Raw genomic sequence first — 20,792 nt, 5'->3', positions numbered from 1 at the left:
GGAAAACCGCTCCGCACTTTTCCGGATCATGCTCTAGTGGCGCCGCCGCAGGCTGAAGCCCAGGCTGACCCAGCCCGCGCCCGCCATGATCAGGTCGATGCCGAGGAACAGTCCGAGAATGTAGACGCTGTTGACCGGCCAGCGCGCCAGGATCAGGCAACCCAGCAACAGCGTAATGACGGCCGAGAGCGCCACCCAGACCCACGGACTTTCGCGCTTCATGCTGAAGGCGAGAAACAGCCTGACGGCGCCGGAGGCGAGCAGTGAGGCGCCGAGGAACAGGGTCAACAACGCCGCAGCGAACAACGGGTTCTCGAAGGTGAGCAAGCCTGCGAGGACGTAGAGCACGCCGAGCAAGGCCCAGACCACGAACTTGCCCCAGCTCTTCATCTGGAACGCGCCGATGACTTCTGTCACGCCGGCGACGATCATCATCGCGCCGACCACGATCACGCTCGCAACCGTCGCCATCACCATGCTGCCGAGCGCGACAAATCCGGCGACGAGATAGACCACGCCGAGCGCGACGATCCATCCCCATTTGGCATGCAGCGCCGCGATGCCCGAGCCGAGGCTGGAATGGTGCGACGTATCCGAAGCGCTTGTCATGGCGGTTACTCCTTGCATGCGAAGCCCGGAGACACGCGCCAGAGGAGCACGGTCCGGACCTGTACGACAGCCAGCAGAGCAGCGCCCGACGGAGACAACATTGACGCAAATCAAGATCGGCTCACGCCCGCGACCGCTCCATCGCGAGCTCAGCCTTGAGATTGTCTAGATCGCGATAAATTGAAGCGACCGCCAGCACGCGGCCGCCCTTGCGGTATTTCAGCAGGCAGTCCTTGCCGGCGATGCTGCCGTCGATCGCGATGTCGTCAAAGCTCTCGGCATGGCCGACATAGTTGATCGGCACATCATAATGCTGGCTCCAGAAGAATGGCACGGCATCGAAGCGTTGGCGCCGGCCGAGCATGTTGCGCGCCGCGGTCTGGCCCTGCCGCTCCGCCACCACCCAGTGTTCGACGCGGATGTTTCGCTTCGAGTGTGGATCGGGCCAGCGCGCGATGTCGCCGGCGGCGAAGATGCCAGATACGCTGGTTTCGAGATATTCGCTGACGCTGACGCCGCGATCGATCGCGAGTCCCGCCTGCTCGGCCAGCGCAAGGCGCGGCTTGACGCCGATTCCGACCACGACGAGGTCCGCCTCGATGACCGCACCGCTCTTCAAGGTAGCGCGCGTGCCGTCGATCTTCTCCACGGTGTCCTCGAGGTGGAAGTTGACGCCATTCTCTTCATGCAGCGCACGAACGAAGTCGCCCATCTCGGGCCCCAGCACACGCTGCATGGGTCGCTCCTCGGGCGCGACGACGTGGACTTCGACTTTTCGCGCCCGCAAGGAGGCTGCGACTTCGAGGCCGATGAAGCTGGCGCCGATCACGAGCGCGCGCCTCGCCCCGCCTGCCGCCTTGATGATGGCGCGGCTGTCGGCGACGGAGCGCAAGGTATGGACATGCGGCTGGTCGGCGCCAGGACTCTGCAATTTCACAGGCTCGGCACCGGTCGCCAGCAACAGCCGGTCGAACGGCAATCTGTCGCCGTTGCCCAGCATCACGCGGCCTGCCTTCGGATCGATCGCGGACACGTTGGTGTTGAGCCTGAGGTCGATGCCTGCATCCCGAAAATAATCCTCGCCCCTCAACGGCAGCCAATCTTCCGGCGCGTTGCCGGCGAGATAGTCCTTGGAGAGGTTCGGCCGGTCGACCGGCATCGCGCCGTCGTCGCTCAGCATGGTGATGGCGCCGGCAAAGCCTTCGCGCCGGAGCATCTCGGCCGCCGCGAATCCGGCCGCGCCGCCACCGACGATGACGAATTTTTCCGGCATCGGCGCCGCACGATGAGGCGCCGGGGGCGCCGGCATCTCACGCTTGCGCTGAACCAGGATCCGGTCCCGGTCGCGCATCACCTCCCACACTGCCAGCGCGTTCAGCGCCGGCGGGCGCGTGGGCTCACCGGTGCGCAAGGAGAAGCAGGCGTGATGCCAGGGACAGCGGATAGTGTCGTCGACCACGAGCCCTTCGGCGAGCGGCCCGTGGTAGTGGCTGCAAGCCGGCTCGATCGCGAAGATCTCACTGCCCGCCTGCACCAGCAAGACGTCCTCCGCACCGACATGGCCGAGCAGCTTGCCGTCCTTGAATTCGGTCAGCGAGACGCCCTTGGTCAGGTCGGGCCCGCTCGGCTTGCTTTCCTCGGTCATGGTCGCCTCCTTCGCAACTCTCGCTCAGGATCTGGACGGCGCTCTCTGCCAAAAGTTCCGCACGACACCAAAAATCAGGTCAACCGGCCGCGTTGCGAACATCAGGCACGGCCTGCGCCCACTCGGCGGGGACGCTCCTGCGGCAGTTTGTGGCCGGCTCCGAACAAGTTCGAGACGACCCGACCTATTTTTGCGGCCCTGACAGCGAGATCTCGCGTTCCGCGCGGAACACGTTACTGTAGAGGTTGGCGATCCATTGCCGGCCGATCTCGGTCTTGTTGAGATAGCCGATCTCGGTCTGGATGTGCGGTGCGACGCTGTTCCAATAGAATTGTGGATAGCGGTTGACGATGTCGGCGGGCGAGTCGTAACCGAGCTGGCGGTTCATGCCGATCTCTTCGAATTCGTAGTAGAGCGCGTTGGCCTTGCGCAGATAATTGGGATCGCCGAGCTGTCCGATGAAGTCGGCGGCGCGCAGGATCGAGGCATCGTCGTCATAGTCCTGGCCCTCGCGGGCCGGAAACCGCGTGCCCTCGATGGCGCGAGCGATGCGTTCCGGATCGAGTCCAGGAATATGTCGCAGCCGTCGCGTCACGTAGAGCTTCGAGCGATCGACGTGATACATCATCAAGCTCGCGTCCGATGCACCGCGCGGCAATGAGATCTTGGTGTCGGTCGCATCGATCACGAAGCCGTCTTCATCATCCTCTTCGAACAGGCCACGCACATAGCCGATGTCGTGGGCGAGGCAGGCGATCAGGACATGGACGTAGTCCTCGGCCGACAGGTGGGTGTGGAGACTGCGGCCGCTGAGGATGGAATGGCCGGCCAGCGTCACCAGCATGGTATGCTCAATATTGTGATAGAGCGCATCGCTGTTGCCGATGCATTCCATCGCGGTGCGGGTCGCGCTCTCGACGATACTTGCGGAAGTCTCATCGAACCGGCGACGCATGAACGTGCCCAGCAACTTCTCCAGGGATTCGGCCGCTAGTCTCGGCAACGTGATCATGGATGCAGCCCCGTTGTCGGTCGTGTCGCAGGCCAACTCCCGACGTCTCGTTCGCGTCCTCGACGCAAGAGCCAGCATAGCCCATCTTGGGGAACTGACCAAACCCGGGGACGAAAATACCGAAATATGTTGCTGTGCCGCTTCGCAACATCAAGGTTGCTGTCACAGTTCAATACACCCTGCGGTGGGCCCGCCCCGGGGACGGTGAACCGCGGTCACTCCACCAGCTGCACGTCGACGGCCACGCCGAGCTTCTGCTTCGGCGAGCCGACGATGATGCCGTCGACCGGGGAGACGTCGGAGAAATCGCGGCCGACGGCGAGCACGATATGATCGTTGGCGACCAGCAGATCGTTGGTCGGATCGAAGTTGACCCAGCCGAGCTCCGCTCCGCACCACAGCGACACCCAGGCGTGGGTGGCGTCGGCGCCTTGCAGGCGCGGCCGGCCCGGCGCCGGAATAGTGCGCAAATAGCCGCTGACATAGGCCGCGGGCAGGCCGAGCCCGCGCAAGCCCGCAATCATCACGTGGGCAAAGTCCTGGCAGACGCCGTGGCGCTTGTCGAAGACCTCGTCGAGCGGCGTCGAGATCACCGTCGCCTTGGGATCGTAGCGAAACTCGGTGCGGATGCGATGCATGAGATCGGCGGCGCCGGCGAGAATGCCCGTCTCGGGCGCGAAGCTCGCCTCCGCATAGGCGCTGACGGGCCGCAGCACCGGCACAAGGGGACTCGCAAAGACATAGCCGACCGGCGAGGACGGCCCGAGGCTCGTCGCCTCGAAGGCCAGGTCGCGGATGCTCTCCCAGGACGGGCTCGCGGCGTCACGCGGCGGCGTCTGGCGCGACACCGAGACGCGCGAGCGCGAGTCGATCCGCAAGGTCCGATGCGCGGCCTCGATCACCACGCTCTCGGTCAGCGTGCCGAAGAAATCGCGCCGAACGTTGCGCTCCGCCGGGCGCGGCCGGATCTCGACATTGTGCGAGATCAGCTCCTGGCCGCCGCCGCTCCTCGGCTCCAGCCGCAACGTGCAGCGCGCGAAGCTGACCGGATTCTCATATTCGTAGGTGGTGACGTGACGGATATCGTAGATCACGCCAGCCCCGTCAGCTTTTCCGGACGGCTGGCATTGGGACCGTGCGGGAAATAGTGCAGCCCGATCGCCTCGGCAAGGCTGAGCAGGTCCTGCTCCAGCGCGAACAGCGTCTTGACCTCGAGCTTCTCGGCCTCGGCGGTCGCCAGCATCGCCTGCACCGCGACCGCGAGCCGCTGCGGCCGCTCGATCAGGCCGTGTTCCTTCAGGCTCGGCAGCGCCGCGATGTGCTCGTTCAGCATCGTCACCTGGAACGCGACCGAACGCGGGTTGTAGCCATCGAGCACCGCAAGGTCGCGCACCGGAGCCAGGATCGGTGCCAGCAGATAGCGCGAGCGGTAAGTGATCTGTGAATCCACCAGCGTCAGCAGGATATCGAGATCCTCGTCGCCGGCCTCGTCATAGGCGAACTGGCGGGCGAAGCGCGTCGTGTTGATAGCGCGCTCGGCGCGGCGGCCGATATCGAGGAAGCGCCAGCCTGCGGCTCGGTTCATGTTCTCCTGCGCAAGGCCGGCAAAGCTCGCAAGCTCCTGCAAGGTCAGCTCCGCGGCGCTCAGCACGCTGTCGTCGTCCTCGACCTCGTAAGCCAGCCGCTCGGCCATTTCGGTAATGACCTGCCAGGCATCCGGCGACAGCCGCTCGCGCAAGGAAGTCGCCGTACGCTGTGCCGCGCGCACCAGCGACAACGCCGAGCCGGGACGCTCGGCGCTCTGCAGCGCTTCGGCGGCGATGCGCCCCGCTGCCGCGCGCGAGGCTTGCGAGATCGCGCCCCACGGCACCAGCATGCGCTGGATGCGTTCGATCGACTGCATCGTGGCCGAGGTGCCCTTGTTGGGCCCGCTTGGCGAGCTCAAGGCGCGCACCAGCCGCAGCGTCGCCTCGGCGCGTTCGAGATAGCGGCCGAGCCAGAACAGATTGTCGGCCGCCCGGCTCGGCAGCACGCCCGCGATGCGGCGGATCCGGACCTTGTCGGTCGTCGGCAGCAGCGTCGCGGTCGAGACCCGCTTATCAGAGACGACCCAGACATCGGCGGCGCGCGCGCCGTCGCCCATCGACACCGCGCGCGCATCGGCCTGTTCGGCGATCCGGCAGAAGCCGCCGGGCATGATGGTCCAGCCATCGGCCGTCGCGGCCGCGAACACGCGCAGCACGAACGGGCGCGGCGTGAGCTGCCCGTGCTCCCAGACCGGCATGGTCGAGAGCCGCACCACCTCCTGGCCGACATAGTCCATGCCGCGCGCATTGATGGAATCGACCAGGCGCCGGCGGCCGCTTGCATCGAGCTCACTCGCAAGCACCGGCCCGCTGGTATCGAAGCCGGGAACGCCGCGCCGATAGGCGCCTTCAATCGCGACCTCGTCGAGCCGCGACAGCACCTCCTCGCGCGCCGAGCGCTGGCCGCACCACCAGGTCGCGATATGCGGCATCTTCAGCTCTTCGCCAAGCAGGCGGCGACTCAGGGCCGGCAGGAAGCCGAGCAGCGCGCGGGCCTCCAGCACACCGGAGCCGGGCATGTTGGCGACGACGACCCCGTCCTTGCGCAGCACATCGATCAGGCCGGGCACACCCAGCCGCGAGGAGGCATCGAGCTCAAGCGGATCGAGCGAGTTGGAATCGACGCGGCGCAAGAGCACGTCGAGCCGCTTGAGCCCTGCGACAGTGCGGATGTGAACGCGGTTGTCGCTGACGGCAAGATCGTCGCCCTCGACCAGCAGGAAGCCGAGATAGCGCGCCAGCGTCGCATGCTCGAAATAGGTCTCGCTGAAGCTGCCGGGCGAGAGCACGCCGATGCGCGGCTCGTCGCGGTCCGCGCTGGCGCGAAGCGAGTCGCGAAATGCCTCGAAGAACGACGCCACGCGCGGCACGTTCATCGACTTGTAAAGATCGGAGAAGGCGCGCGAGAGCACCAGGCGGTTTTCCAGCGCATAGCCCGCACCCGACGGCGCCTGCGTGCGGTCGCCGAGCACCCACCAGCGGCCGTCGGGCCCGCGGCCGACATCGGCGGCATAGATCGAGAGATAACGCCCGCCGGGCGGCGGGACGCCGCAGACGGGCCGCAGGTATTCGGCACTGCCGGCGATCGCGGCCGCGGGCAGCGCGCCTTCGGCAACCAGCCGTCCCTCGCCATAGATGTCCCGCAGCACCAGCTCAAGCAGCTCGGCGCGCTGCTTAATGCCGGCGGTGAGCTGGCGCCAGTCGGCCTCGTCGATCAGCAGCGGCAGATGGCTGAGCGGCCAGATTCGGTCGGCGGTATCGCCCGGTGCGCGGTAAGTAACGCCCGCCTCGCGCAAATGCCGATCGGCCATGGCGAAGCGCCGTTCGATCTCGTCGGGCGCGAGCGCGCCGAAGGGATCGAGGAAGCGGCTCCAGACCGCGCGCGGGGCCCCGTCGGGGCCGAGGAACTCGTCGGGGATGCCGGGCAGAGGGCTATAGTCGCGGACCCATTGCGCGACGCGGCGCTGGCCGGACGCCCTGCCCGCCTGATCGTTCTCTTCGGCTGCGCCCTCGCCCATGCGAGTCTCCTTGCCCTACCCCCATACTCATTGCAGGAGCGGCGTTCGCAAGTCGAGGGTCAGCGGAAACTCATTTGTGCGTTCCTCCGGCGGCGGCCGGATTGGGCCCGGCGTATGGCCATGGTCCTGGAAGCGCGCCAGCCGCCGCGCCTCGGCCTCGTAGGTGTTGACGGGCTTGGTGTCGTAGCTGCGGCCGCCGGGATGGGCGACGTGATAGACGCAGCCGCCGAGCGAGCGGCCGTTCCAGGTGTCGATCAGATCAAAGGTCAAGGGCGCATGAACCGGAATGGTCGGGTGCAGGCCGGAGGCCGGCTGCCAGGCCTTGAAACGGACGCCGGCGACGGCTTCGCCCGAGCGGCCGGTCGAGGCCATCGGCAGGCGCCGGCCATTGCAGGTTATGACATGGCGGCCCTCGACGAAGCCTTCCGCCTTGACCTGGAGCCGTTCGACCGAGCTATCGACGTAGCGCACCGTGCCGCCGGCCGAGCCCTCCTCGCCGAGCACGTGCCAGGGCTCCAGCGCCTGGCGCAATTCCAGCGTCACGCCGCCATGATGGACGCGGCCGAAGGCGGGGAAGCGGAATTCGAGCTGGGCCAGATACCATTCCGGCTCGAACGGATAGCCGGACTGCTGCAGCTCCGACAGCACGTCCAGAAAGTCTTCCCAGATGAAGTGCGGCAGCATGAAGCGGTCATGCAGCGCGGTGCCCCAGCGCACGAACTTGCCGGCTTGCGGCTCGCGCCACAGCTTTGCGATCAGTGCGCGGATCAGGAGCTGCTGGGCCAGCGACATCCGCGGATCGGGCGGCATTTCGAGCGCGCGGAATTCAACGAGGCCGAGCCGCCCCGTGGGGCCGTCCGGCGAATAGAGCTTGTCGATGCAGATCTCGGCGCGGTGGGTATTGCCGGTGATGTCGACGAGCAGGTGCCGGAACAGCCGGTCCACCAGCCACAGTGGCGCCTGGTAACCCGGCGGCGGCACGTGCGAGAGCGCGACCTCGAGCTCGTAGATGCTGTCGTGGCGGGCTTCGTCGATGCGCGGCGCCTGGCTGGTCGGACCGATGAACAGGCCGGAGAAGAAATAGGACAGCGACGGATGACGCTGCCAGTACAGGACCAGGCTCTTGAGCAGATCAGGGCGGCGCAGGAACGGAGAATCCTGCGGGCTGGAGCCGCCGACCACGACGTGATTGCCACCGCCGGTGCCGGTGTGGCGGCCGTCTACCAGGAAGCGGTTGGCGCCGAGACGATTTTTGGCGGCATCCTCGTAGAGCCCAACGGTGATGTCGACCGCCTCGTGCCAGTTCTTTGCCGGTTGGACGTTGACCTCGATCACGCCGGGGTCAGGCGTCACCTTGATGACGTCGATGCGCGGATCAAACGGCGGTGGATAGCCTTCGACATGGACCTGGAGCTGCATCTCCTCGGCGGTGGCTTCGAGGGCTGCGACCAGCTCGAGATAATCCTCGATCCGCTCGACCGGCGGCATGAAGGCGCAGAGCACACCGTCGCGGACTTCGACCGATATCGCGGTGCGGACCGGCTCCGGCGCATCGGGAGTTTCCGGCGCGAGCCGTGATGCCGGCGCTTCCAGGCGCTGCATGCGGCCGAATACCGGCAGCTTGGTCCGCGGCTCCATCGGATCCTGTTCGACGATGTAGGGATAGCGATTGGGCGGCACATATTCGAGCGCGGCGAGCGGCAATCGCAGGCCGAGCGGGGAATCGCCGGGCATCAGGAACAGATGGTTGCGACGCAGATTCCAGCGCTCGCTGCGCCAGCGCGGCGCCTCCGCGTTCCAGCGCTGCACCGGCAGCACGAAGCCCTTTGGCGTGTTCAGCCCCTCGTCGAACACTCGCGCCATACGCGCGCGCGCTTCCGGATCGGACAGCTTGGAGTCGGAGGGATCGACGTTGACCGGAAGCTCCCCCTCCTTCTGCAACCAGTAGGCTGGATCTTCATAGGCCGGCATGATGTAGCCGGGATCGAGCCCGAGCCGTGCCACCGTGCCTTGCATGAACGCTTCGGCGTCCTTGACGCCGGCGCGCCGCGGATTTTCGATCTTGGCGATCAGATCGGCATTCTTCCAGATCGGCACGCCGTCCTTGCGCCAGTACAGACCGAACGCCCAGCGCGGCAGGCTTTCGCCGGGATACCATTTGCCCTGGCCGTAGTGCAGCAGGCCGCCGGGCGCAAAGCGCGTGCGCAGGCGGCGGATCAGATCATCGGCAAGCGCGCGCTTGGTCGGACCGACCGCCTCGGTGTTCCATTCCGCCGCTTCCAGATCATCGACCGAGACGAAGGTCGGCTCGCCGCCCATGGTGAGCCGCACATCCTGCGCGGCGAGATCGCCGTCGACCTGCTCGCCGAGATCGTTGAGCCGGGTCCAGGATTCGTCGGAGAACGGCTTTGTGATGCGTGGCGCCTCACGGATGCGCCGGACGCTCATGTCGAAGGCAAACTCGACCTCGGCAAAGCCGGCGCCGCCCGAGATCGGGGCTGCGGAGCGGTAGTGCGGCGTCGCGGCGACCGGGATGTGCCCCTCGCCCGCGAGCATGCCGGAGGTGGCGTCGAATCCGATCCAGCCTGCGCCGGGCAGGTAGACCTCGGCCCAGGCGTGCAAATCGGTGAAGTCGTTCTCGACCTCCGGCGGTCCCTCGATCGGATCGATGTCGGGACGGATCTGGATCAGGTAGCCGGAGACGAAACGGGCAGCGAGCCCGAGATGGCGGAAGGCCTGGATCAGCAGCCAGGCGGAGTCGCGGCATGAGCCGGCAGAGGACGACAGCGTCTCCTCGGGCGTCTGCACGCCCGGCTCCATACGGATGACGTAGCGAATTCTCTCGCGTAGCTCCCTGTTGAGATCGACCAGGAAGTTGACGGTGTTCGGAGCTTCGTGCGGGAGCGAGTCAAGATATTTTGCGAACAGGCGGTCGGGCTTGATGGTCTCGAGATAAGGCGCGAGCTCCGTCTTCAGGTCCTGCGGATATTCGAACGGAAAGCTGTCGGCATAGGGCTCGACGAAGAAGTCGAACGGATTGACCACGGTCATTTGCGCCGTGAAATCGACCTCGATTTTCAGTTCGGTGGTCTTCTCCGGGAAGACGTAGCGCGCCAGCCAGTTGCCTTGCGGATCCTGCTGCCAGTTCACGAAATGATTTGATGGCGTGACCTTGAGCGAATAGCTCAGGATCGGCGTGCGCGTGTGCGGCGCCGGCCGCAGCCGGATGGTCTGCGGGCCAAGATCGATCGGACGGTCGTATTTGTAGTGTGTGACGTGGTGTAATGCGACGTAGATCGACACGGGTTGCGGTACTCCAGCAGCTTTTTTGAGCAGAACACCGCTGGTGATCGCGATCAAGCACTAACAACGGGCAGCACGTGCCTACGAAGTATCACTTCGTCGTCCGGGCGAAAGCCGGCATCCATAACCACCGGGATGAGTTGTGGCGCCAGACCTGGGTTAACCTGTCTTCGCCAAATTCAATCCTGTGGTTATCGCGACGAGCGCAAGCGCTCGCGCTGCGGTCCCGGATCGGCGCGCGCTTAAGGCGCACTTGTCCGGGACGACAGCGTTGGGTGGGGCAATATTACGCCGCCGACGTCAGCCGTTGCAGGAACTGCGTCACCTCGCGCCGCAGCGTCTCGACTTCGCCATGGACGCGTTCGGAGGCGCAGTTGACGCGGCTCGCGACGCGCCCCGTATCGGCGGCGGCTTCGCTGATGCCCGTGACATTGGAGGACACCTGCGAGGTGCCGGCCGAGGCCTCCTGCACATTGCGGGCAATTTCGCGGGTCGCGGCACCCTGCTGCTCGATGGAGGCCGCAATCGAGGCGGTGATCCCGTCGATTTCGCCGATGGTCTGCGCGATAGCCTCGACGGCGGTGACCGAAGTGGTCGTCGATTGCTGCATCTCGCCCACCTTGGCGCTGATCTCCTCGGTCGCCTTCGCAGTCTGGTTGGCGAGGCTCTTGACCTCGGAAGCCACTACAGCGAAGCCGCGACCGGCTTCGCCGGCGCGGGCCGCCTCGATGGTGGCGTTGAGCGCGAGAAGGTTGGTTTGCTCGGCGATTTCGCTGATCAGCTTGACAGCGTCGCCGATCCGCATCGCCGCATCGGCAAGCGTGCGGATCTCGCTGCCGGCGCGATTGGCTTCGATCACGGCACGCCCCGTGCTCTCGGTCGAACTGGCAACCTGACGGCTGATCTCGGCGATTGAGGCCGCGAGCTGTTCGGCCGCGCTCGCGACCGTCGCAACGTTGCTCGATGCCTGGTCGGACGCGCTGCGCACGCCGGAGGTCTGGCGGCTGGTCTTCTCGGCCGCCGCCGCCATCCGGCCGGCGTCGCCCTCGAGATCCGTCGCCGCGCTCATCAGGCCACCTGCGATCTGGTCCAGATGCGTGCCGAATGTCCTGGCAAGGTCGCCGATCTCGACGACGCGATGACCAAGGCTCTCGGTGCCGGAATTGATGACGCCCGCCGAACGGCGAAAGGAGCCGGGAAGCCCCCGCGCAAGAATCTTGCGGAAATGCTTGCCCCGGCTGGCGTAGTCCATCGACGCCGATGCCTCGCGGACGAAGGCGTCCGTGATGTCGAGCATATCGTTGACCGACTTCTGAACCGCCCCGATCCGTCCGGCTTGCCGGTCGCTGAGGATGCGCACTTCGAGATCGCCACGCGCAGCCCCGCGGCACACTTCGGCCACCTCATCGACGGCGACGGCCGTGCGGCGCTGGCACCACACGGCGTAGCCTAGCAGCAGCACGGTCGCGCCAGGCAGGGCAGCGGCAGGAAATCCGGTCAGGCCGACAAAGGAGAAGACGAACGCGATGGTGGCGAGAAGGCACGCAAGTGCGGTCGCTCCCTGCGCCTTAGAGAGAGAGCACAAATTCATCGTAACCGACACCTTGTTGCTTGAGCAGGCCGACCATTATCTCGAAGCTCGCACGCATGCCGTCCTTGGCGTTGGCGTGGCGCGCCTCTTCGGCGCACAGCGTCTTGTAGATCGGCTTGATGCGCTCGATCTGCGCGAGATCGGGCTTGCGGCGATTGGAGTGATAACCGACGACCTTGCCGACTTCGTCGATGGTCGGCGTGACGTGAGCGAACACCCAATAGTGGCTGCCATCCTTCGCCAGGTTGACGACATAGGCGAAGATCTCCTGCCCGGCCCCTAGGGTGTCCCAGAGCAGCTTGAAGACACAGCGCGGCATGTCGGGATGGCGGATCAGGCTGTGGGGCGCGCCCATCAGCTCGGCATAGGAGTATTTCGCCATGCGAATGAAGACGTCGTTGGCGTAGGTAATCCGGCCCTTGAGATCGGTCTTCGACACGATCAACTCTTCCTCACCGAGGAGACTTTCCACCCCGGTGGGACGTATCGCGTGCACCATCTTGCTCCGATCCTTCAACGCTCGGCCCCACCGCACTGTGGAGCCGCATCGTCTCCTGCTTAGGGCAACATTGTTAATCAGGCATGAGCCAGGGAATTTTCGTGGGAGTATCTCGCCTCCGTAACATTACGTAGTCGCCTGCATTCGCCGCAGCAGCGCATCCCTCGGTTACCGATTTTTGACGGCCTCTGGTTGTACCGATGCGCCGCCGCGCGGAAAGCGCGATCACATGGTCGCGCCAAGCACCCAGGGCGCGAACTCAGCGCCGCCGAAATCAAAGCTCTCGCTCTTGGTCGGCTGGCCGGAGGCGGTCTTCAGGATGAGCTCGAAGATGCGCTGGCCGCATTGCTCGACGCTCTCCGCACCTTCGAGGATGGTGCCGCAATTTACGTCCATGTCGTCTTCCATGCGCTTGTACATGGGCGTGTTGGTGGCGAGCTTGATCGACGGTGCCGGCTTGCAGCCGAACACGCTGCCGCGGCCTGTGGTGAAGCAGACGAGGTTGGCGCCGCCGGCGACCTGCCCGGTCGCAGCGACCGGGTCGTAGCCGGGCGTGTCCATGAAGACAAAACCCTTCTTGGTCACCGGCTCGGCGTAGCGCAGCACGTCGACGAGATTGGTGGTGCCGGCCTTCGCCATCGCGCCGAGCGACTTTTCGAGAATGGTGGTGAGACCGCCGGCCTTGTTGCCGGGACTCGGATTGGCGTTCATCTCGGCGCCTTCGCGCTCGGTGTACGCGTCCCACCAGCGCATGAGATCGACCAGCTTCTCGCCGACCTCGCGGCTGACGGCGCGGCGCGTGAGCAGATGCTCGGCGCCATAAGTCTCCGGCGTCTCCGACAGGATCACGGTGCCGCCGTGACGCACGATCAGATCGCTCGCCGCACCAAGCGCCGGATTGGCCGACACGCCGGAATAGCCGTCGGAGCCGCCGCATTGCAGCGCCACGGTGAGTTCGCTCGCCGGCACGGACTCGCGCTTCACCTTGTTGGCGTCAGCGAGCGCCTCGCGCACGAAGGCAATGCCCGCCTCCACGGTCTTGCGAGTGCCGCCGACCTCCTGGATGTCCATCGCACGCAGACGTCCCGCGAGCTTCTGCTCCTCCATAAGGCCGCCGATCTGGTTCACCTCGCAGCCGAGGCCGAGCACGATGACGTGGGAGAAATTGACGTGCCGCGCATAGCCGCCAAGCGTGCGACGGAGCAGCGCCAAAGGCTCGTTCTGGGTCATGCCGCAGCCGGTCTTGTGAGTCAGCGCGACCACGCCGTCGACATTGGGGAAGTCGGCCAGCGGATTGTCGCCGCTGAACGGATTCTTCTTGAAGACGTCGGCGACGAGGCTGGCAACATGCGCGCTGCAATTCACCGAGGTGAGAATGCCGATATAGTTGCGGGTGGCGACGCGGCCATCCGGGCGGCGGATGCCTTCGAACGTCGCCGGCAGGTCGAAATTCGGCGTCGGCTTGACGTCGGCGCAATAGGCGTAGTCCTTGGCGAAATCGCCCATGCCGCAATTCTGCGTGTGCACGTGCTGGCCCGGCGCGATCGGTATCGTCGCAAAGCCGATGATCTGGCCATAGCGCCTGACCGGCTCGCCCAACGCGATCGGCTTGATCGCGACCTTGTGGCCGGAGGGAATGCGCTCGACCGTCGTCACGCCGTCGGCCACCACCGTGCCGGGCGGCAGGCTGGCGCGCGCGATCAGCACGCCATCATCGGGATGCAGGCGGATGACGGGACTGATGGTCATGGGAGTCTCCTTGGTCTTTTTTCTTCACCTCTCCCCGTTCTTACGGGGAGAGGTCGGATCGCTCCCGGCGATGCGAAGCATCGACCGGTGCGATCCGGGTGAGGGGCAAGCCGCGCGCTCGATCGTTAGTTCAGTGCCTGTTGAGAGAGGCCCCTCACCCCGACCCTCTCCCCGCAAGAGCGGGGAGAGGGAGGAATATCACGCCTTCCCGGCGGAATCCTTCCGGGTCGCGTTGACCTGCATCTTGGCGTAGGTCGTCATCAGGCCGACCTCGTTTGACAGCGTCACCAGCTTGAAGCCCATGTTGATGGCGCGCGCGGCGCCTTCGGCACCGCTGCAATGGATGCCCGGATTGAGGCCACGCTTGCCGCACTCCTTGATGATCTTGTCGTAGATCGCGAGGATCTCCGGCTCGGTGCGATCGAGCTTCGGCTCGAGGCCGTAGGAGAAGCCAAGGTCGGACGGGCCGATATAGACGCCATCGAGGCCCTCGACATCGAGGATCGCTTCCATGTTCTCGACAGCGGTCCTGGTCTCCATCATTGGCAGCAGCACGATGTCGTCGTTCGCCGTCTTCTGGTAGGAGCCCGCGGTTCCGTACATGCCGGCGCGGATCGGGCCGTTGGAGCGCACGCCCTTCGGCGGATATTTGGAATAGGAGACGAGGTTCCTGGCTTCCTGCGGCGTGTTGACCATCGGGCAGATCACGCCATAGGCACCGCCGTCGAGCACCTTGCCGATGATGCCTGGCTCGTTCCAGGGCACGCGAACCATCGGCGTGATCGGATGCTTGTCCATTGCCTGGAAGCATTGCACCATCGACAGGTAGTCCTGCACGCCGTGCTGCATGTCGACCGTGACGCTGTCGAAGCCGCATTGCGCGATCATCTCGGCCGAGAAGCCGGAGGGAATCGCGAGCCACGCGTTGACCACGGCCTTGCCCGACTTCCAGATTTCCTTGACCTTGTTCGGCACGTTGCCTTCCTTCTTTGTTGTTGGACCCTTCGTCACCATCCGGCAAGGGTGGCGCCATCCGTCCCGGCGCCGATTTGAACAGATCGGCTTCCGCGGCACTTTGAGCGAAAAAACGCGGCGATGTCCATCGCTCTCGCCGCGCGCCCGCGCATATCTGGGTTCACTCCTCGGCTATTGCCTCGTCGGAGGCACCAAGTTCGCCGAGGCTCCGTTCGAGCTCGGCCAGCATGTCCTGCAACTCGGCGAGCTTGCGTGCGCCATAGCGTCGCGTGATCTCGGAATAGATGGCCTCCGATGACGGCGCGACGGAAGCCATCAGCTTCACGCCTTTCTCCGAGATCGAGACCATGCTGCGGCGCAGGTCCGCCTTCGCGGTCTTGCGCTCGATCAGATTGCGCGCCTCGAGATCGCGCAGGATGCGCGACAGGCTCGGTCCGAGCAGGAACGCCGTGCGCGCGAGTTCCGTGACCTCGACCGCCTCGATGGCCGCAAGTGCGCGCAAAATGCGCCATTGCTGCTCGGTCAGGCCGTGCTCGCGCAGCGAGGGACGAAATTGCCGCATCACCGCCTCGCGCGCCCTGAGCAGCGACATCGGCAGCGAGCGCGAGAAGTCGCGCATCGGCACCTGCCGCGCGGCAGGTGCACCCCCGTTCGCTGGATCAGCCGGTCTCTTCGCCATGATACCCCGCCTTCAAACCCCAAAACGTTTGCAGTGCAGCAAGCCCAAATTGTGTTTGACGCATTCACTTAACATGTTAAGTATCTTCCCGGCACCACGATCTGTAAGATCACACATTTTGTAAGATCACATGTTGTAAGATCACATGGCGCTTTCCAACGACGATATCCGAGCTTGCGCGAAGCGTCTGCACCAGGCAGAGAAGACCCGCACGCAGATCCGCCAGCTCTCGCAGGATTTTCCCGGCATCAGCATCGCCGATGCCTACGCGATTCAGCAGGCGTGGGTCGATGTCAAGATTGCCGAAGGACGCGTGGTGAAGGGCCACAAGATCGGCCTGACCTCCAAGGCGATGCAGAGCGCGCTCAACATCGACGAGCCGGATTCGGGCGTGCTGCTCGACGACATGTTCTTTGCCGACGGCGGGCTGGTCCCAACCGAGCGCTTCATTGCCACGCGGGTCGAGGCCGAGCTCGCCTTTATCATGAGCAAGCGCCTCTCCGGTCCCGACTGCACGATGTTCGACGTGCTCAACGCCACCGACTTCGTGGTGCCGGCGCTGGAAATTCTGGATACGCGGATCGAGCGCGTCGATCCCGCGACCAAGGCGACTCGAAAGATCTTCGACACCATCGCCGACAATGCGGCGAATGCCCGCATCGTGCTCGGCGGGCGGCCGATCCGCCCCTCGGAAGCTGATCTGCGCTGGATCGGCGCGCTCTGTTTCAAGAACGGCCAACTCGAGGAAACCGGCCTTGCCGCCGGCGTGCTCAATCATCCCGCCACCGCCGTCGCCTGGCTCGCCAACAAGATCGCACCGTTCGGTCTCGCGCTGGAGCCCGGGCAGATCGTGCTCGCGGGATCCTTCATCCGCCCGATCGAGACCCGCAAGGGCGACACAATTCAAGCCGATTATGGCGCCTACGGTTCGGTGAGCTGCTACTTCGCCTGACGAACAAAAAGATGCAGGGAGTGAAACCGCGATGCCGCATTTCACGATCGAATATTCGGCCAATCTCGAGGGCCGCCTCGACATCGGCGCGGTGTGCGAGGTCGTGCGCAAGGCCGCGGTCGAGACCGGCATCTTCCCGCTCGGCGGCATCCGAGTCCGCGCTGTCAGGTGCGAGCATTATGCGATCGCCGACGCCCGGCAGGACTACGGCTTTCTCGACATGGTGCTTCGCATCGGCGAGGGCCGCGACCTTGCGACCCGTAAGAAAGCCGGCGAGCATGTCTTCCAGGCGCTCTCCCGACATCTCGATCCCGTCTTTGCCGCCAGCAAATTCGCCTTGTCGTTCGACATGCAGATCAACGACAAGGACGCCAGCTGGAAGCGCAACAACATCCACGACGCCCTGAAAGTGGAGGCCGCCCATGGATAAGCCCACGCCGAAGGCCGATGAGTTCCGGGCCAACCGCGACCGTGTCGCGCCGCTGCTCAAGAAGCTTCGCGCCGACGGCATCGGCCATTTGATCGACGGCAAGACCGTCGCCTCGATCTCCGGCGAGATCTTCGAGACCAAGTCGCCGGTCGATGGCGCAACGCTCGCCAGCGTCGCCCGCGGCAACGCCGAGGACGTCGACCGCGCGGCCACCGCCGCTGCGCTTGCCTTCAAATCCTGGCGCGACATGGCGCCTGCGATGCGGAAGAAGCTGCTGCATCGGGTCGCCGACGCCATCGAGGACAATGCCGAAGACATCGCGGTGCTCGAATGCATCGACACCGGCCAGGCCTATCGCTTCATGGCCAAGGCTGCGGTCCGCGCTGCAGAAAACTTCCGCTTCTTCGCCGACAGATGCGGCGAAGCCCGCGATGGCCAGAACACGCCGAGCGACGAGCACTGGAACGTCTCCACCCGCGTGCCGATCGGCCCGGTCGGCGTGATCACGCCATGGAACACGCCATTTATGCTCTCGACCTGGAAGATTGCGCCTGCGCTTGCGGCCGGCTGCACCGTCGTGCACAAGCCGGCCGAATGGTCGCCGGTGACCGCGGATATGCTGTCGAAGCTCGTCAAGCAGGCCGGCGTTCCCGATGGCGTGCTCAACACCGTCCACGGCTTTGGCGAAGAGGCCGGCAAGGCGCTGACCGAGCATCCCGCAATCAAGGCGATCGGCTTCGTCGGCGAGAGCGCAACGGGCTCCGCCATCATGAAGCAGGGCGCACCGACGCTGAAGCGCGTGCATTTCGAGCTCGGCGGCAAGAACCCGGTGATCGTGTTCGAGGACGCCGATCTGGACCGTGCGCTCGATGCGGTCGTGTTCATGATCTACTCGCTCAACGGCGAGCGCTGCACGTCCTCTAGCCGACTGCTGATCCAGGAAAGCATTGCAGAGAAATTCGTCGAGAAGCTGATCGCGCGTGTGAAGGCGCTGAAGGTCGGCCACCCCCTCGATCCCGCGACCGAGATCGGGCCGCTGATCCACGAGCGGCACCTGGCAAAGGTCTGTTCCTATTTCGATGTCGCGCGCCAGGACGGCGCTGTGATCGCCGTCGGGGGCAAGGCCTATGACGGCCCGGGCGGCGGACACTACGTCGAGCCGACTCTGGTGACCGGCGCGCATGGCAAGATGCGCGTCGCGCAGGAAGAGGTGTTCGGCCCCTTCCTCACCGTGCTGTCCTTCCGCGACGAGGCGGATGCGATCGAGATCGCCAATGACATCCAATATGGCCTCACCGGTTATGTCTGGACCAACGACATGGGCCGGGCGCTCCGCGTCGCCGACGCACTCGAAGCCGGCATGATCTGGCTGAACTCGGAAAATGTCCGCCATCTGCCGACGCCGTTCGGCGGCATGAAGGCATCAGGCATCGGCCGCGACGGCGGCGACTACTCGTTCGACTTCTACATGGAAACCAAGCACGTCTCGCTGGCGCGGGGCACGCACAAGATACAGAAACTGGGAATGTAAGTCTTCGTCATTCCGGGACGGGCGACGGGACCGCAACAGCGGCCCGGAGCACGAGCTAAGATGCGCAATTGCGCATCTGAGAATCCATTCATCCACCAACTCTGCTGCACGATGGATTCCGGGTTCGGCTCTTCGAGCCGCCCCGGAATGACTCCGAGGGGAAACGCAAATGCCGGTACCGCAACACGTCTTCGAGCCGCCGTTCAACATCATCCGCTCCAGCCACGCCGTGCTCGACGTGACCGATTTGAAGCTCAGCCGCGAGTTCTACGAGACCACCGTCGGCCTGCATGTCGAGGACGCCGACGACAATGTCGTTTACTTGCGCGCCGCCGAAGAACACCAGCATCATTCGCTGGTGCTGCGCAAGGCGGCCGCTCCCGCCTGCAACCGGCTCGGCTTCAAGGTCGGCAACGACAAGGATCTCGACAAAGCGGCTGCGTTCCTGTCCGAGAACGGCCTTGGCTACGCTTTCGTCGACCAGCCGTTCCAGGGGCGCACGCTGCAATTCACCGATCCCTTCGGCTTCCAGATCGAGCTTTATGCAACGATGGACAGGCGGCCGCATCTGCTGCGCCGTTACGATCTCTACAGGGGTTGCCATCCGCAACGGCTCGACCATTTCAACGTCTTCGCCGCCGAAGTGCAGGACACCGTCGATTTCTATGCCCGGCTCGGCTTCCGCCTCACCGAATATGCCGAGGAGGACGGGCCGAACGGGCGCATCGCCGCGGCCTGGATGCACCGCAAGGGTAACGTCCACGACTTCGCCATCACCAATGGCAAGGGCCCGCGGCTGCATCACTTCGCCTATTGGACGCCGACTGCGATGAACATCATCCACCTCTGCGACGTGATGGCGTCGCAGGGTTTCGTGAAGAACATCGAGCGCGGCCCCGGACGCCACGGCATCTCCAACGCGTTCTTCCTCTATGTCAGGGATCCCGACGGCCACCGGCTCGAGCTCTACACCAGCGACTACTTTACCGGCGATCACGACCACGAGCCGCTGCGCTGGTCGCTGCGCGACCCGCGCCGCCAGACGCTGTGGGGCGCACCCGCCCCGCGCTCGTGGTTCGAGCAGGGCTCGCCCTTCACGGGGCAAGCCATGCGCGAGCCGAAATTCGTGGCCGATGTACTGGTGGCGGATTGATGCTTGTGACAATTAAGAACTCTCTCCCATCGTCCCGGCGAAGGCCGGGACCCATAACCACAGGGAGAAGTTTGACGAAGGTTGGTCGTTCGGGATTGTCATCGCGCACGACCGGTAGATCACGCGGTATGGGTCCCGGCCTTCGCCGGGACGACGAGAAATAGTGAGCTGCCCATGAGCCTCCCTCGCCTCGCCACCTATTCTATCAAGGGTGCAACCTACTATGGCGCCGTCGGGGACGGCGGCATCGTTGATCTCTCCGCGCGACACGCCAAGGACTATCCGACGCTGCGCGAGCTCATCGCCGCTGGCAAGCTCGCGAGCCTTGCGGAAGAAGCCGCCGGACGCACGCCGGATCATGCGCTCAGTGACATCACCTGGCTGCCGCCGGTGCCCGCGCCGGAAAAGATCATCTGCATCGGCGTCAACTATCCCGACCGCAACGCCGAGTACAGGGACGGCCAGGACGCGCCGAAATATCCGAGCATGTTCATGCGCTCGCCCCGCTCCTTCGTCGGCCATGACACGCCGCTGGTGCGCCCGCGCGCCTCGGCGCAGCTCGATTATGAGGGCGAGATCGTGCTGGTGATCGGCAAGGCGGGCCGGCACATCGCCGAAAGCGCGGCGCTCGATCACATCGCGGCGCTCACGCTCTGCAACGAAGGCTCGGTGCGCGACTGGCTGCGCCACGCCAAGTTCAATGTCACGCAAGGCAAGAATTTCGACTCCAGCGGCAGCCTCGGACCGTGGCTCGTGCCCTATACGCAGGAATCGCAGATCGCCGACATCCGCCTGACCACACGCGTCAACGGCGAGCTGCGCCAGGACGACCGAACCAGCCGGCTGATGTTCCCGTTCCGCTACCTCATCAACTACATCTCGACCTTTACCACGCTGGTGCCCGGCGACATCATCGTCACGGGCACGCCGACCGGCGCAGGCGCGCGGTTCGAGCCGCCGCGCTATCTGAAACCGGGCGACGTCGTCGAGGTCGAAGCCAAGGGCATCGGAGCTTTGCGCAACGGCGTCGTCGACGAAGCCTGATCAACGAACGAATGGA

The 20,792-nt window shown here is 65.0% G+C and carries 16 protein-coding genes; 5 read left to right on the top strand and 11 right to left on the bottom strand.

All coding sequences use genetic code 11. The features are described 5' to 3' along the window. Positions 1-33: 33 nt before the first annotated feature. The 11 genes from GWG65_RS01330 to hpaR form a co-directional block, all read right to left on the bottom strand. A complete protein-coding gene (locus GWG65_RS01330) occupies positions 34-609 on the bottom strand; it encodes an HdeD family acid-resistance protein (protein ID WP_275193483.1) in 576 nt (191 codons plus the stop codon). 121 nt (positions 610-730) lie between these two features. Continuing rightward, entirely contained in the window at positions 731-2,254 is a 1,524-nt protein-coding gene (locus tag GWG65_RS01325; RefSeq protein ID WP_275193482.1) for an FAD-dependent oxidoreductase, read from the bottom strand. A 184-nt stretch (positions 2,255-2,438) separates the two neighbouring features. Continuing rightward, positions 2,439-3,266 (bottom strand): metal-dependent phosphohydrolase, encoded by an 828-nt coding sequence (locus GWG65_RS01320; protein ID WP_275193481.1) that lies wholly within the window; start codon positions 3,264-3,266, stop codon positions 2,439-2,441. 215 nt (positions 3,267-3,481) lie between these two features. Next, the gene (locus GWG65_RS01315; RefSeq protein ID WP_275193480.1) at positions 3,482-4,360 is read right to left on the bottom strand and encodes a transglutaminase family protein; all 879 of its coding nucleotides are present in this window, start codon (positions 4,358-4,360) and stop codon (positions 3,482-3,484) included. Next, a complete protein-coding gene (locus tag GWG65_RS01310; protein ID WP_275193479.1) occupies positions 4,357-6,870 on the bottom strand; it encodes a circularly permuted type 2 ATP-grasp protein in 2,514 nt (837 codons plus the stop codon). The genes GWG65_RS01315 and GWG65_RS01310 overlap by 4 nt, the downstream gene beginning before the upstream one ends. 27 nt (positions 6,871-6,897) lie before the next feature. After that, the gene (locus GWG65_RS01305; RefSeq protein ID WP_275193478.1) at positions 6,898-10,173 is read right to left on the bottom strand and encodes a transglutaminase family protein; all 3,276 of its coding nucleotides are present in this window, start codon (positions 10,171-10,173) and stop codon (positions 6,898-6,900) included. Positions 10,174-10,459: 286 nt separating this feature from the next. After that, positions 10,460-11,764 carry a methyl-accepting chemotaxis protein gene (locus tag GWG65_RS01300; RefSeq protein WP_275193477.1) on the bottom strand — a complete coding sequence of 435 codons (1,305 nt, stop codon included), beginning with the start codon at positions 11,762-11,764 and terminating at the stop codon, positions 10,460-10,462. After that, positions 11,742-12,263, bottom strand: coding sequence for a PAS domain-containing protein (locus GWG65_RS01295; RefSeq protein ID WP_275193476.1), 522 nt, complete (start codon positions 12,261-12,263; stop codon positions 11,742-11,744). Before GWG65_RS01295 ends, GWG65_RS01300 begins: the two co-directional genes overlap by 23 nt. Before the next feature lie 225 nt (positions 12,264-12,488). After that, positions 12,489-14,012 (bottom strand): altronate dehydratase family protein, encoded by a 1,524-nt coding sequence (locus GWG65_RS01290; RefSeq protein ID WP_275193475.1) that lies wholly within the window; start codon positions 14,010-14,012, stop codon positions 12,489-12,491. A 198-nt stretch (positions 14,013-14,210) separates the two neighbouring features. Beyond that, complete coding sequence (locus GWG65_RS01285; protein WP_275193474.1) at positions 14,211-14,987, bottom strand: aldolase/citrate lyase family protein; 777 nt, start codon at positions 14,985-14,987, stop codon at positions 14,211-14,213. A 160-nt stretch (positions 14,988-15,147) separates the two neighbouring features. Continuing rightward, entirely contained in the window at positions 15,148-15,666 is a 519-nt protein-coding gene (hpaR, locus tag GWG65_RS01280) for a homoprotocatechuate degradation operon regulator HpaR (protein WP_275193473.1), read from the bottom strand. A 145-nt stretch (positions 15,667-15,811) separates the two neighbouring features. Here hpaR and hpaH point away from each other — a divergent pair, with 145 nt between their 5' ends. From hpaH to GWG65_RS01255, 5 genes are all read left to right on the top strand, one after another. Then, positions 15,812-16,618, top strand: a complete 807-nt coding sequence (gene hpaH, locus GWG65_RS01275) for a 2-oxo-hept-4-ene-1,7-dioate hydratase (RefSeq protein WP_275193472.1) — start codon at positions 15,812-15,814, stop codon at positions 16,616-16,618. A 31-nt stretch (positions 16,619-16,649) separates the two neighbouring features. After that, positions 16,650-17,048, top strand: a complete 399-nt coding sequence (locus GWG65_RS01270; protein ID WP_275193471.1) for a 5-carboxymethyl-2-hydroxymuconate Delta-isomerase — start codon at positions 16,650-16,652, stop codon at positions 17,046-17,048. After that, positions 17,041-18,579 carry a 5-carboxymethyl-2-hydroxymuconate semialdehyde dehydrogenase gene (gene hpaE / locus GWG65_RS01265; RefSeq protein WP_275193470.1) on the top strand — a complete coding sequence of 513 codons (1,539 nt, stop codon included), beginning with the start codon at positions 17,041-17,043 and terminating at the stop codon, positions 18,577-18,579. The genes GWG65_RS01270 and hpaE overlap by 8 nt, the downstream gene beginning before the upstream one ends. A gap of 169 nt (positions 18,580-18,748) precedes the next feature. After that, on the top strand, positions 18,749-19,732 hold the full coding sequence (hpaD, locus tag GWG65_RS01260; protein ID WP_275193469.1) for a 3,4-dihydroxyphenylacetate 2,3-dioxygenase: 984 nt from the start codon (positions 18,749-18,751) through the stop codon (positions 19,730-19,732). A gap of 174 nt (positions 19,733-19,906) precedes the next feature. After that, complete coding sequence (locus GWG65_RS01255; protein WP_275193468.1) at positions 19,907-20,776, top strand: fumarylacetoacetate hydrolase family protein; 870 nt, start codon at positions 19,907-19,909, stop codon at positions 20,774-20,776. Positions 20,777-20,792: the final 16 nt, after the last annotated feature.

The organism is Bradyrhizobium sp. CSA207, assembly GCF_029051685.1.
Classification (GTDB): domain Bacteria; phylum Pseudomonadota; class Alphaproteobacteria; order Rhizobiales; family Xanthobacteraceae; genus Bradyrhizobium.
The sequence above is the reverse complement of the archived record's forward strand: the minus strand, read 5'-3'. Positions and strand labels throughout refer to the sequence as shown.